The sequence below is a fragment of the Streptomyces sp. P9-2 genome (genome assembly GCF_051903975.1).
Classification (GTDB): Bacteria; Actinomycetota; Actinomycetes; order Streptomycetales; family Streptomycetaceae; genus Streptomyces; species Streptomyces cellulosae.
This window is the reverse complement of sequence record NZ_CP192633.1, coordinates 3,846,076-3,859,280: the sequence shown is the minus strand read 5'-3', so window position 1 is coordinate 3,859,280 and position 13,205 is coordinate 3,846,076. Positions and strand designations below refer to the sequence as shown.

Annotated in this window: 9 protein-coding genes; 6 read left to right on the top strand and 3 right to left on the bottom strand. The window is 67.8% G+C overall.

From position 1 onward, the window contains the following. Window positions 1-28 precede the first annotated feature (28 nt). A complete protein-coding gene (locus ACQY0Z_RS17640) occupies window positions 29-2,419 on the bottom strand; it encodes a hypothetical protein (RefSeq protein ID WP_439812513.1) in 2,391 nt (796 codons plus the stop codon). 772 nt (window positions 2,420-3,191) lie between these two features. Between ACQY0Z_RS17640 and ACQY0Z_RS17635 the strand changes: the two genes are divergently transcribed. Beyond that, window positions 3,192-3,368, top strand: coding sequence for a hypothetical protein (locus tag ACQY0Z_RS17635; protein ID WP_439812512.1), 177 nt, complete (start codon window positions 3,192-3,194; stop codon window positions 3,366-3,368). Window positions 3,369-3,800: 432 nt separating this feature from the next. Beyond that, the gene (locus ACQY0Z_RS17630) at window positions 3,801-4,547 is read left to right on the top strand and encodes a DUF5131 family protein (protein ID WP_439812511.1); all 747 of its coding nucleotides are present in this window, start codon (window positions 3,801-3,803) and stop codon (window positions 4,545-4,547) included. 44 nt (window positions 4,548-4,591) lie between these two features. Here ACQY0Z_RS17630 and tcmP read toward each other — a convergent pair whose 3' ends face one another. After that, entirely contained in the window at window positions 4,592-5,776 is a 1,185-nt protein-coding gene (gene tcmP, locus ACQY0Z_RS17625) for a three-Cys-motif partner protein TcmP (RefSeq protein WP_439813368.1), read from the bottom strand. Window positions 5,777-5,954: 178 nt separating this feature from the next. Between tcmP and ACQY0Z_RS17620 the strand changes: the two genes are divergently transcribed. Then, a complete protein-coding gene (locus ACQY0Z_RS17620; protein WP_189905823.1) occupies window positions 5,955-6,617 on the top strand; it encodes an HAD family hydrolase in 663 nt (220 codons plus the stop codon). On the opposite strand, the gene ACQY0Z_RS17615 is transcribed toward ACQY0Z_RS17620, so the two are convergent. Next, window positions 6,598-7,827: a helix-turn-helix transcriptional regulator gene (locus tag ACQY0Z_RS17615; RefSeq protein ID WP_439812510.1), complete on the bottom strand. Its 1,230-nt coding sequence runs from the start codon at window positions 7,825-7,827 to the stop codon at window positions 6,598-6,600. The two genes, ACQY0Z_RS17620 and ACQY0Z_RS17615, sit on opposite strands and share 20 nt — an antisense overlap. Before the next feature lie 746 nt (window positions 7,828-8,573). Between ACQY0Z_RS17615 and ACQY0Z_RS17610 the strand changes: the two genes are divergently transcribed. The 3 genes from ACQY0Z_RS17610 to ACQY0Z_RS17600 all read left to right on the top strand — a co-directional run bounded on the left by ACQY0Z_RS17610 (window position 8,574) and on the right by ACQY0Z_RS17600 (window position 13,199). Next, window positions 8,574-8,744 (top strand): FxLD family lanthipeptide, encoded by a 171-nt coding sequence (locus ACQY0Z_RS17610; RefSeq protein WP_189905828.1) that lies wholly within the window; start codon window positions 8,574-8,576, stop codon window positions 8,742-8,744. 229 nt (window positions 8,745-8,973) lie between these two features. After that, the gene (locus tag ACQY0Z_RS17605; RefSeq protein WP_189905901.1) at window positions 8,974-11,925 is read left to right on the top strand and encodes a lantibiotic dehydratase; all 2,952 of its coding nucleotides are present in this window, start codon (window positions 8,974-8,976) and stop codon (window positions 11,923-11,925) included. Beyond that, window positions 11,922-13,199 carry a lanthionine synthetase C family protein gene (locus ACQY0Z_RS17600; protein ID WP_189905830.1) on the top strand — a complete coding sequence of 426 codons (1,278 nt, stop codon included), beginning with the start codon at window positions 11,922-11,924 and terminating at the stop codon, window positions 13,197-13,199. The genes ACQY0Z_RS17605 and ACQY0Z_RS17600 overlap by 4 nt, the downstream gene beginning before the upstream one ends. Window positions 13,200-13,205 lie beyond the last annotated feature (6 nt).

Here is a 13,205-nt window from a genome sequence, read left to right as displayed (position 1 = left end):
ACTGCCCGCCGCTACCAATACTCCCATCTCACCAGGGGAGTGCGGTTGTTCCCTGTGCTGTCAGGCCGTTGGCCAGCAGCGCCCTCCAGGTGCCACCAGGATCGTCACAAGCCCGGTTCTCGGCCAGGACCTCTAGGGGTTCCCGGTCACCTGTGTCAGCGGCGATTCGGGCTAGGGACTCGGCCTGCACGTGTTCTCCGACGGCTTCCAGATGTGCGGCGAGCATGCCAGGAGTCCAGGGCATGCCCGCTTCGTGGGCACGCCATAGCAGTGGCAGTGCCGCTTCCGCATCACGTTTTGCTGCCAGCTGTCGCACGACCGAGGTTCCGAGGGAAGCGGCCGCCTGCCAGGCCAGTCGTTCGGCCGCGTCGAGGCTGCCCTTCTTCTCCCGCTTCCTAATCAAGTCCCACAGGGGCTGTGTGTAGTCGCCAGCCGCGGCGCGCAGAGCCCACTGGTCGGCTGCTCCGGTAAGGCCAGCGTCTTCCGCGTCCTCGACCATGGCTGCATAAGCTTGCGCGATGCCCGCGGTAACCGCTCTTTCCAGCAGAGACTGCGCCTGGGCCCTACCGGCGGTCTCGTCGTGGCGGGCACGGTGGGCCAGCGACCACAGAGCCCACGGGTCGCCCTCGGCCGCTTTCACCGTGAGAAGCGCCTCACAGTCCTGTCCTGCTCCCCGGTCGTACAGGCGGCGGATCAGCTTCTCCAGGGCCCACCAGTTCCCGGCATCAGCTGCGCTGCGCAGCTCGCTGTCTCCCGCATGCTCACCCTCAACCTCGTCCAGGAGGGCCACGAGTTCACGCAGGGCCCACGTTTCACCCGCTGGCATCGGCAGCCATCTGGGGTTGATGAAAGCCGTCAGGTCCCGCGAACCGGCCAGGAGATCGATGAGGCCAGGCTGCTTGGAACGGAGCCGGCGCCGACGTTCCATCACGGCGACGACATGACGGTAGTAACGGACTCCATCCGCAGACCGTTCCTCGGCTATTGCCTGCTGGGCAAGCAGGTGCAGCGGCCTCGTCTCACCGCACGCGAATGCCTCCAGAGCAGCCTGCTCCGCTTCCGCCGCCGTGCCAAACTCAGCTGCAAGAAAGGCGAGTTCACGTGCTGCTTTGCCATCGCCTGCCGCCTGCAGGATCTGGCAGGCGCGGTCAGTGTCACCGCCGGCCCGAAGGTCACTGGCATACGCGTGTAGCACCTCCGCGTCACCGCACTGGGCAACCTCGTCATACCAGCGGGCAGCCTGCTCAAGCTGCCCGTCTCCCGTCAATGCCCTGGCCAGAATGAGCTGAGCGGCTGGCACACCCTTGTCCGCTGCCTCTCGCAGGACCTCCTCGGCGCCTTCGAGGTCTGCTGCATCCACCAGCTCCCGCAAGTGTTCTTCGAGAGCCGTTGCATGCCCTGAGAGGGCTGCCTGCCGACGGACTCGCGCAGCTTCCTCGGACCTGCCTCGCTGCTGCCACAGCCACGCCAGACTCAGAGCGGAACTCGTGTCACCGCTGTCGAGGACACGCTGATAGAGCAGCACCGCATCCTGATCACGCCACCGTGCCTGAGCAGCCCTGGCCAGCGACGTCAGTGCCTGGGGATCGCCTAGATGGTGGCGTGCTGCCTGCCAGAACGACGCTGGGGGAGCGGAGTATCGGCGCTCCTTCCGTCCGGCCTGGTCCAAATAGTCGGCGAGCCGAAACCGGAGCGTGCCGTCGGAGGCACCAGGACGTGTACGAACTGGACTGAGCATGCCCCGCACTCCTCGGAACGGCTTTCTGGCATAGACAAGGGCTGCATCGAACCAGTCCTCGTCCAGAGCGCCGTACTCGTTGTCGCTCAGATAACCGTCCGCGGCTGCCTCCAGGAAGCTCCTGGATATCTGAGACACCCCACCGAGACGGGAAAGATCCATGGCGGCCCGGACCAACGCGACCACACCAGGCGGAGCCGTGCGATACCGGTCGGTCAAAACAGGAGCACCAGCCAGATACTGCGCGATCTGGCCGTCCGCCGCCCTGTCCATCGCCTCGGCCAGTCGCGGATCGTGGGCACTGACCGCACGTATGTCGTCCCACACGGCCTCGTCGAAGGAGGAGGGCACGTGGATGGCCCTGCCCGCAAGCAGCTCACGAGCCTGCGGATAGGAGTCAGCACCCACGACGGGACGGTCAGTCATTGCGGTCCAGCGCTCCGGCCATACGGTCGCCAGGACGAGGACAGGACCACACTCTGGATCCTGAAGCAACGCACGCAGTCCCGCCGCTACCCGCTCCGCTTCCTCGCCGGCGCTTTCCCCGACGTACCGCTGAAGCTCGTTGAGCCAAATCGCGGTACGCGGCGCAATGCCTTCCTCCAGCGCAGCGGCCAGCGCCTTGGCAGGAGTCGGGTCGAGCGGATGCCACAACCGCCACCCTGCCGGAAGCTCCTGCACCGCCTCCCAGCATGCCCGGGTTTTACCCGACGACGAACCCCCGACCAGAACCGCCATCCCACTCGAGCCGCCCCCAGCCTGCGCCACCACCTGCCGTAGCACGGCGTCGTGCGCTCTGCGCACGTACAACGGCAGCACTCCTCCTCTACCTGACGCCGCAACGGACGAGGGGTGTACCTCCCATTGGATGCAGGCGTCCGTAGCCTGCAGCGCCGAAATAAGCCTTCCCCGGCCCGCAGTTTCGGCCAAGGACTCGGCTGTCACCAAGGGTGGGCGGGAGGGACGTCCGCCGCGCAAGGCCTGCTTCTCCCTGCGGGCTTCCTCCCATAGCTTCACCCAAGAGACATCAGGAACCGGCGCATCGGCCTTCCGGGCCAGGGCCGTGAGGTGTCCGAAGAGGAATCCCACCGCCGCTCGGTTCGAAGGGACGCTACCTCCCTTCAGCCAGTCACCCAGCGACGACGTATTCAGGGAAATGGCCGGAACCTGCTGCCGCCCTGCTCGAACCAGTGCATTGAGAGTCGGCCTGCCCGCCTTCTGGTGAAGATCACCGAGCACGCCCGCAAACTCCTGGGCCGCAGTCCGTCCCTCCATCCGCCACCACCCCCGTCCGGACCCGCATGCCATCGGAAAACTAATCACACTGGCCCTCACCAGCCTAGACGCGCTCCCGCAGCGCGCGCACACGTCGCCGGAAACCCTCCGGACGAGGCCGAATCACCTCACCACGCCCCGCCACGGACGGCAGGGCAGAACCGTGAGGAGACCAACAGTGCTCACCCTGCTAGAACTGCTCAACGCGCCCATCGCCACCACCGTCATCGCCACCCACGGCGTGACCGTCGCCGTCGTCGCCCTGACGGCAGTTCTCGAGCCGTCCGCCGAGCGGCGGAAGGAGATCCGCATGGTCCTGGCCCTGTTGCTCGGCCGTGACCGAACCGAACAGTGACATGAAGCGGGTGCCTGCCGAGGCCGGCTCGGCGGGTACCCGCAGCCAGGCGCTTGCCAGCCAGCATGCGATTCACCAGGTGAAAGTTCACCCCCGTGCGCCGGGTTCTCAGCGCGCCTTCGCAGCCCCAGATGCCTATTGAGCACTGCCCATCGGGAAGTTGCAGGTCATCGGCCTGGCGCTCATGACCTGCAGCTTCACGATGCACGCTGCTCAGTAGCTCACGCTTTCTCATCGGATGCATCGACCTGGCCGGTCACAGACACTAGGTTTCCGAATGGAGGTTCGAAACGTGAAGTTACGAATATTGATCGAGTATGTGCAGTCCCAGACGTACCCGCCCCGGTGTCCCAGCCGGAAGGGCATCGTTAGGCAGCACACCATGGCCACACTGGGCGGCGGCGCCCCGTGCATGACGGCAGGAGGAGATCGGTGAGCGACCGCAGCGCCATCGAATGGACCGAGGCGACCTGGAACCCGACCACCGGTTGCGACCGTGTCTCCTCGGGCTGCGACAACTGCTACGCGCTCACTCTGGCGAAACGCCTGAAGGCCATGGGCGCGGCCAAGTATCAGAACGATGGTGATCCCCGCACTTCAGGACCGGGGTTCGGTGTCACGCTTCACCCGGAGGCGCTGGACGTGCCCTACGGGTGGAAGAGCCCACGCACAGTGTTTGTGAACTCGATGTCCGATCTCTTCCACGCCCGGGTACCGCTCGACTTCGTTCGCCAGGTCTTCCAGGTCATGGCCGACACTCCGCAGCACACCTATCAAGTGCTCACCAAACGAGCCCGGCGCATGCGTCAGGTGGCACCACAACTCGACTGGCCGTCCAACCTCTGGATGGGCGTCTCGGTCGAGACGAAGAACGAGCTTCCTCGAGTCGATGACCTGCGGGAGGTTCCGGCCTCCGTGCGGTTCCTGTCCTGCGAGCCACTCCTTGGGCCGCTGCCCGAACTGAACCTGGAGGGCATCCACTGGGTCATTGCCGGCGGCGAATCCGGCCCAGGCCACCGGCCTTTGAACGAAGCCTGGGTGACCCAGATCCGCGACGCCTGCCAGGATGCCGATGTCGCCTTCTTCTTCAAGCAGTGGGGCGGCCGCACGCCGAAGGCTGGTGGGCGGCTTCTGCAGGGACGCACCTGGGACCAGATGCCCTTGCCGGTTGCTGTCTGATCCGGTCACCGGTGTGGCCGGGCCGAGCAGCCCGGCCACACCGGTCAAACTACGAGCTTCCCTGGTGCAAGGATGATCTCTCGGGTCTTACGCACGCCCTTCCCGTCATTGGGTGTCTTGCCCTCCGCATGCAGCAACTGGACGGCCTTGCGGACTGCGGGCTCGGTGACCTGTCCATAGAACGATCCAAAGATCTCCAGCGTGTGGTCGACCAGCTTGACCGGCCGCCTGGTCCGCGCCAGCAGTTCCTCCAGGTTGGCTGCGATTGCAGGCACAGCCTGCCTTTGGAGTTCCTCTGGGTCCGGGCGAGTTACTGACGCCAGGGAGAACAACGCGTCATCGCTCTCCTCCCGCATCTCAAGGGTCTTCCACCACTCATCGCGGGCCCGGGCGACCGTGTCTCCGAACACCCACAGCCCGTACTGGCTGCGGGTAGCGAACACCAGCCGATAGACGGCTCGCTTACGCGGCGAGTGCGATACCGGGACCGATTGCACCAGCATGCCGGTACGCCGGGCCAAGCGACGAGCGTACTCAGCAGCCACAGCCTCGATTGCGTCCTCCGCCGCACCTTCCTTGTCGCGGGAAGCAGCTGCGTCGGCGAAGTACTCACGCCACCAGGCTCCACCGCACACCTCGTCGAAGCGCTGAAGAGTCCTCTCGTTGCCCTTCTCGGAGCGGACGTGCCCGCCCAAGCGCCACACCGCCATCATGCTGAAGTTCATCAGCAGCTCGGTCGCCGGCCGCTTCTGCGGCCTCTTGCGGGCCAGCACGTCCACCAGCCGGTCCTGAGGCAGAACCAGGCCACAAGGGTCCAGGAAGAGGAACAGCGGCTCTCCCACAGCCCGCTGCACGACAGCGTCGAGCAGGCCATCAACCTCGCCACGGTGGGCATGCGCCAGTACACCACACGCCTGGTAGTGCTGAACCACCTTCTGCAACCGGTCGAACGATTTCTGCTGTGCCTCCGAGAAGAAGCACTCCAGTGTCAGCCCATGCCGCGCATGGTGGTGCGAAGCGACCCGCAGTGCGATCTCCGCAGACGCCGGCTCACCGTTCTCGTAGCGCCCCTCACCGGCATACCCATCCAGATAGATCACGCGCTTGTCGTGCGACTGCCTGCTGGTCATCCCCCCGAACTGCGGCAAGTACCGCTTGAGTAACTCATGCTTGAAAACACTCGGCAGGGCCTTGTCTGCCCAGTAACTTCCACCAGTGCCTGACGACATAGCGTTTCCCCCCTCGCGGTCAACGCAGATAGTGAAGCAAACGTAGAGATCAGGCAAGGGTGGCATTACCGGCCTTTCCTTGATCGAATATCACCACCCCGGGTGTGCGGTCATCACTCACGTGTTCCGCCGCTCTCATCCCGGCGACACCCCGGGGCCGCCCGTATAGGCTCATCTCATGATTCGCGCAGTGGTTTTCGACGTCGGCGAGTGCCTGGTCGACGAGACGACTGAGTACGGGACTTGGGCCGACTGGCTGGGCGTGCCGCGGCACACCTTCCATGCGATGTTCGGCGCCGTCATCGCTCAAGGGCGGGACTACCGCGAGGTGTTCCAGGAGTTCCAGTCCGACTTCGACCTCTACGAGCAGCGTGAGAAGCGTGCTGCTGCGGGAAAGCCGGAGCACTTCGGTGAGGCCGACCTGTACGCCGACGTGCGGCCCGCTCTCGCGCAGCTCCGTGCGGACGGTCTGTGGCTGGGCATCGCCGGCAACCAGACCGTCCGGGCCGGCGGGATCCTGCGTGAGTTGTTCACCGACGACGTGGACCTGATCGGCACCTCGGACGACTGGGGTGCCTCGAAGCCGGATCCGGAGTTCTTCCGGCGGGTCGCCAAGGTGACGCCGTTCGAGAACGACGAGATCCTTTATGTCGGTGACCGGGTCGACAACGACATCCGTCCGGCCGTCTCGGCAGGCATGCACACAGCCCTGGTACACCGTGGGCCGTGGGCGACGATCCAATGGCGGTCCGAGGAGGCGGAAAAGCTGCCGACGTTCCGGGTCGAGAGCCTCCTCGAACTGCCCACTGCGATCCGGAAGTTCAACGAGCAAGCGCGCTGACGGTCGTCGACCAGCCGTACAGGCGGTCGTCGAGCTCGCGGACGCACCGTTCGTGCTGATGTGGGGCGAGCCTGCGGCGGACTTCTCGGACCCGTTCCATCCCGGTGGCGTACCAGGTGCGCTCCAGCTGGTCGAGGGCTCGCCGTGCGTACTCGCAGGCCACGTCGGGGTTCCCGGCCGCGGCCTCGACCGCGGCCAGGTCGGCGAGGACGACCGTTGCCTGCTTCTCCTCGGTGGGCTCCAGCGCGTCGAGGACGCTGAGGAGCGTCTCGCGGGCTTGGGGCAGGTGGCCGGCCTTCAGCTGGGTGTTGCCCTTGAAGGACGCGAGGCGCGTGGCGCTGAACCAGTCCAGCCACGCCGGGGATTCGTATTCGCCACCGGCCTCGAGGACGGACTCGGCGTGCTGGATGAGGTGGAGTGCGGTCCGCGTGTTCCCGCATCGGGTCTCGCATTCGGCCTCGACGGCGTCCAGCCAGGCCAGCAGCTCCGTCGAGGCGGGTCCGCGGCGGGCGTAGGTACGAGCGGCGACCATGCGTTCAGCCGCCTCATCCTGACGCCCGGCCCACCCGGGGATGAACGCGGTGTGCGCCAGGATGGCTGCTCCGAGCAGCGGGGCGTCGGCCTCGCCTGCGGACTGCAGGGCACGCAGAAGGGTCTGCTGCGCGCGGCCGGGTTCGCGGAGGTCGAAGAATTCGATACGGCCTGCGAGCAGCCAGGTCTCGGCGAGCGCGGCCGCGATGCGCTGCCGCGTCTGTCCGGCGGTCTCGGACATCAGGGCACAGCCGAGTGTCGCGTGGGCGAGGGCGGCTGGGTGGAGGGTCGCGGGGGCGACTGACCAGTACAGCCTTCGGTGGGAGACGGTGACCGACTCGAAGTCGTCCGCGACGGAGGCCGGTTGCATCGCGGCGGCCTGGGTGGGGACGGCAGCGAGTCCGACGGCCGCTGCCGTGGCTGCGAGGACGGCGCGGCGGCCCTGGTGCACTGTCTGGCCCGGTGGTGCCGTGAAGCCCAGCGATTCGAGGTCCTGGCCGAGCAGGCGGGAGAGGGCCTGTCCGATTTCCGGCTGCGGCCGGGGCGGGGCTTCCGACTCCCAGCGGCGCACTTGGCGGACACCTACGCCGAGCGCGTCGGCGAGTGCCTGCTGGGAGTGATAACCCGCGGCGATGCGGGCGGACTTGAGCCGCATGTTGCCTGAGGGCTTGGTCGTCATCGTGCACCTCCACGTTGTGCGGGTCCAGTGTCACCACAAGCCCTTCGCTTGGCTACAGGTCACCCGCATGAGGGGGTGAAAGTCCTCTTTGCCGCGCCGAAAAGACCTCTGTAAGTCCTCGAATCCGGACCTTTTGCGGGCCACTCTTGTCGCACCCTGACCCCGTGCGAGGAGACCCGGCCATGCCACCCACGCTCATGCCGACCTCCGGCGGCTGCCTGTTGTACGCCTGTGGTGAGTCCTGGGACGCCATCCGCGTGCCTCGCAGTGTCGGGCTCACGGCGGTGGGCAATCTCGGACCTCGGTGCGGAGCCGTGGCCGAGGATCCGGCCGGCCTGGTCGTGTACTTCTTCACCCGCTGCGGCACCGCACTGACCTGGTGCGTCGAGAACACGCGAGGGCTCGGGCCGGGTGCGACCGTGACCATCCCTCCTCGGAGACGGACGAGTGGTCCTGGGCCGCACTGGAGGATCTGTCCCGGTGACGCGGGCTGGCTCACAGACGCTGACGCCCTTCATGCGGCTCTCTTGGACGCCTTCGGAAAGCCGTCCGAGATCGGCCTGACTACCGCCCCGCTGGCAGAGCCCGCCATCACGAGCTGACGAACCACAGGCTTCACGGCCGAGCCCGCCTCCTGCGGGCGGAGGCCGGGAGGACCGATGACGCAGGCAAGGCGGAGCTGCTGCCGAGTCCGGCGCCGTCGGTAAGCACAAGTTCCCAACCCACCGATCACCACGGGAGTGGACATGACGCGTTCCTTCGAACCCGGCACGACGCAGGTGCACGACCAGAGCACGTCCGACGGCTTCGACCTGGACGTCGCGCTGCTGGAGGTCTCCGACCCCGCCGGCCTGACGAACCTGACCGACGACGGGTGCGGCTCGACCTGCGGCGCCTGCACCACCAACGTCGCCTGACGGCTGCCGTCTCCGTGTCCCGGGCTGGTGCCGGCGCCGTGCTTCGTCGCGCGGCGGCGGCACCAGCCTCCTGGTCCGTTTCATCCCTTGGGAGGTTCCGGTGGCTGCGTCGCCGTTGGTGTTCCGTGCCGGATCGTCTGCACTCGTGCGTGCCGTCGCCCGACCGTCGCTCCCGGTGCCGGTCCTGCCGGATCTGGAGGACGCCTCACCCCGTGGAACGGCGGAGCGGTTGGCCTGGTTGAGGCGTGTCTGGCGAGACGAGGACATCGCCGAGGCCCTCGATCACGCCAGCCCGGTGCTTGCGGCACAGGTACGCACTCTCGTCTCCACGCAAGGCGCCTCGGAACGAGACGTCCGGCGCGCTGCGCTGTCGGTGGCCCGTTACCTGTTACGTGCCCAGCACCGGCCGACGCCGTTCGGGCTGTTCGCCGGTGTAGCCGCGGCCAGGTTCGGGTCACCGGCTGCGGACGAGTGGCGTGACGGTGGAACGGTCGTCGCGAGGGCCGGCGCCGAGTGGCTGGCTGCAGTGATCCGGGAACTGGAGGTGAACACCGACCTCCTGGCCCTGCTGCCGGTGGTCGCGAACAACACGATGACGGTCCGCGGGGACCGGCTGATCGTGCCCTTCCAGGCCGGTGGTTCCCAGGAAGCGCAGGCTGTCGAGACTTCCCTCGCCTGGTCAAGTCCGCTGCGGACGGTCATCGACGCTGCTCAGGCCCCGATCACCGTGAGTGCGCTCGCGGAGAAGCTGCAGGCGGAGTATCCGGAGGTAGCGCCCGAGCGGATGTGGCAGATGGTTCAGGAGCTGGTCCGCCGACGAGTACTGCTCACAAGTCTTGCCGCGCCGAGCACTGAGCCGGACGCCCTTGGTCACCTCATCCACCAGTTGGCTGCCGTCAAGGTGGACGAGGTATCGGCCCTGGCCTCCGCCCTGCGGGAACTGCGGGAGGTCAAGGCTGAGCTGGACGCCTGCGGTACCCGGGACGGCCGGAGGCGTCTGGCGGCGCGGATGCGCGGCCTGGTGCCGGGTCTGCGGAAGCACCCGTTGGCTCTCGATCTCCGGCTGGACGCGCGTCCGAGCTTGCCGTCTGCCGTGGCCTTGGAGGCCGAACGGGCTGCCCTGGTGCTGGCCCGTGTGTGCGCGTGGCCGTTCGGAACGCCGGCCTGGGGTGCGTTCCACCAGCGGTTCTACGAGCGGTACGGGATCGGCAGCCTGGTGCCGGTACAGGAGGTCGTGGGGGACAGCGGCACCGGTTACCCGGAGGGTTACCCGGGCGCTGCGTCCGGACCGAACCGGCCGCGGTTGTCGGAACGGGACGACGTGCTGGTGAGACTCGCGCAGACGGCGGCCTTGGAGGGGCGCGACGAGGTGATCCTCACCGACAAGCTCGTTGAGGAGCTGGATCGCGGTCCGGAAGAGCCCCGTCTGCCGCCGCACTTGGAGGTTGGCGTGCGCGTCTACGCCGCTGACCGCGAAGAGTTGTGGCGGGGACGGTTCCGCCTGGAGGTCGTGAGCGTGTCCCGGGGCGCCGGGGTGATGACGGGCCGGTTCCTGAGCGTGCTGACTCCCGAGGACCGGTACGCCCTGCTGACAGACCTCGCCGATTCACCGACGGCCGACGAACACACCGTGCCTGCGCAGGTGTCGTTCCCTCCCCTGCTGCCGGAGAGCGCCCATGTCACGCGGGCGCCCCAAGTGCTGCCCACAGTGATCAGCGTGCAGGAGCACCGCACACAGGCCACCGACGTCCTGATGCCGAAGGACCTGGCCGTGGGGTGTGACGGCCGCCGCCTCTACCTGGCCTCCCCGGAACGTGGTCACCGGGTTGAGGCGGTCGGCATGCACGCGCTGAACCTGCAGGCCCACACCCCGCCCCTGGTCCGCTTCATGACAGAGCTGTCCCGTGCCCAGTGCGCGCAGGTCACCGCCTTCGACTGGGGTGCGGCAAGCTCCATGCCCTTCCTTCCACGCGTCCGATACGGGCGGACCGTGCTCTCCCCCGCCCGGTGGCGGCTGAACGCCGACGACCTGGCAGGTCGCGCCAGGCCCCGCATCGAGTGGGAGTCCTGGTTTCAGGCGCTGCGGCTCCAGCGTCGGATTCCTGAGCGGGTGCAGTTGGTCGAAGGCGACCAACTGCTGTTTCTCGACCTGGGGCACGTCGGCCACCGTGCGCTGCTTCGGCGGCATCTCGACCGTGCGGGGGCTGCGGTGCTGGTCGAGGCTCCACCGGAGGACGCATTCGGATGGTGCCAGGGGCGTGCGCATGAAGTGGTTGTGCCGCTGAAGGCAAGCCGTCCCCCGGCATGGCCGGCAGTTCCCCGACCGACTCCGGCCCGGGCCTTCTCACCTGCGCAGACCCAGACACCGGGTGTGTCCGATGTCGTGCTGGCCGCCCTGTATGGGGACATCCGCCGCCAGGACGAGCTGCTCACCCGGCACCTGCCGGTCCTTCTGGCGCGGCTTGGCGGTCCGGAGTGGTGGTTCATCCGATTCCGTGACCCCGACCCGCATCTGAGGCTGCGGATCGCGCTCCCTGCAGCAGAGGCGTTCGGCGAGGTCGTGAGAGCCATCAGTGCCTGGGCCGACGAGCTGCGGTGGGCGGGGCTGGTTTCTGATCTGCGGTACCCGACCTCCTTCCGCGAAATGGGACGCTGGGGCTCCGGTGCCGCGTGGGAGGCTGCGGAGAAGGTCTTCAAGGCCGACTCCCGCGCCGTTCTCGCACAGCTCTCACAGACGAAACAGCCCCGACGGCGCTCGCTGGTCGCGGCGCACATCATCGCGATCGCCAGCGCGTTCCTCGGCGACACGAGGGCCGCCATGCAGTGGCTGATCGAACACATTCCGGCGGGCGCTCCCACACCAGTGCCTCGGCCGGAGTTCACCGAGGCTGTCCGGCTCGCCGACCCGTCCCATGGCTGGGCTGCCCTGCATGCGACCCCCGGTGGCACGTCGGCCATCGCGGCCTGGGCCGAGCGGAACGCCGCCCTGGCGGCCTACCGCACCCTTCTGCCCGGGCCAGAGACGCAAGGCGTGAACGTCGATGACGTGCTGACCTCGCTCCTGCACGTTCACTTCGTACGCCACGTCGCGGTGAACTTTCCGGAGGAAGAGATCTGCCTGTACCTCACCCGTGCCGCAGCCCTCGCCTGGACGGCCCAGCACTCCGGAGGCCGCCAGTGATCCAGCACCCGGTACTCGACCTGACGGACGCCATCGCTGCCCGGCTGGCTCGCCCCGATGACTTCCCTGATCTCCAAGTGGCGGGCCTCCATTGGCAGTCGCTCGCCTACGGCGCTCCTGGCATCGCACTGCTTCACATCGAGCGTGCGGCGGTCGGTCGTGGGCCGTGGGAGCGTGCGCACGCGTGGTTGGCCGCGGCCGCCCAGCAGCCCTTCACCAGCGGGCCGGACAGCCATCCTTTCCACGGTGCGCCGGCATTCGGACACGCCTTGGCCTGCGCGACCAGGCACCTCCCGGGCTCGTACCGGCGGGCGCTGAAGGTCCTGGACGAGCAGATCGATGCCGATGTCACCCGTCGTCTGGGCGCGGCACACCACCGCATCGACGCCGGGCAACTCCCCCAGTTGCGCGAGTTCGACACCCTTCGCGGACTCACGGGCTACGGCGCCTACATCCTGCACCGCGACCCGGCCAGTCCCACCTTGCGGGCCGTTCTCGAGTACCTGGTCCGCCTGGTGCAGCCGATCGTCCAGGACGAGCAGGAACTGCCGGGTTGGTGGACTCCCACCGGCCCTTCCGGGCGTCTCGACAACCGGTTCCCCGGTGGCCACGCCAATCACGGCGTGGCACACGGCATCGGAGGTGTTCTCGCCCTGCTCGCACTGGCCGCCCACGAAGGCACAACGGTTCCCGGCCAGTACGAAGCCCTGCGGGCGATTCTCTCGTGGCTGGACAGTTGGCGACACGACAGCGGCACCAGCGCCAGCCCCGTGTGGCCGTACTGGGTGACCCTCAGCGACGTGCGCGAGCCCGGCGCTCTTCGTGTCGGCCCGCAGCGGCCTTCCTGGTGTTATGGCACTGCGGGTCTGGCGCGTGCCCAGCAGCTCGCCGCCCTCGTTCTCCAGGATGTCGAGCGGCAGATCGCGGTGGAGGAGGCTCTCATCGGGTCCCTCACCGATCCGTCGCAGCTCGCGGCCACCCGCGATCCGGCGCTCTGCCACGGCTTTGCCGGTCTGGCGCACGTCGCCGCGCGCGTCGCCGAGGACGCTCACCCTTCCACCGTCGGAAGACTTCGTGCGGTGATCCCGGCGCTCCTCGCCGCCGTCCATCCGCCCGACGCCGATCCGGTCATGGCTGTCGATCACCTGCTGGCGGATCCCGACTGCGGGCCCGGCCTGCTGGAGGGTGCCGCCGGCATCGCGCTCGCCCTCCTCGCACCAGTAACGGGTGCACCGCCCGCCACGCACTGGGACTCATGCCTACTGCTCGTCTGACCCCCG

What these genes read in the sequence shown, in the direction of transcription:
- tcmP (WP_439813368.1), bottom strand. Translation starts at nt 5,776, where the DNA reads ATGTCGTCAGGCACTGGTGGAAGTTACTGGGCAGACAAGGCCCTGCCG.
- ACQY0Z_RS17620 (WP_189905823.1), top strand. Translation starts at nt 5,955, where the DNA reads ATGATTCGCGCAGTGGTTTTCGACGTCGGCGAGTGCCTGGTCGACGAG.
- ACQY0Z_RS17615 (WP_439812510.1), bottom strand. Translation starts at nt 7,827, where the DNA reads ATGACGACCAAGCCCTCAGGCAACATGCGGCTCAAGTCCGCCCGCATC.
- ACQY0Z_RS17610 (WP_189905828.1), top strand. Translation starts at nt 8,574, where the DNA reads ATGACGCGTTCCTTCGAACCCGGCACGACGCAGGTGCACGACCAGAGC.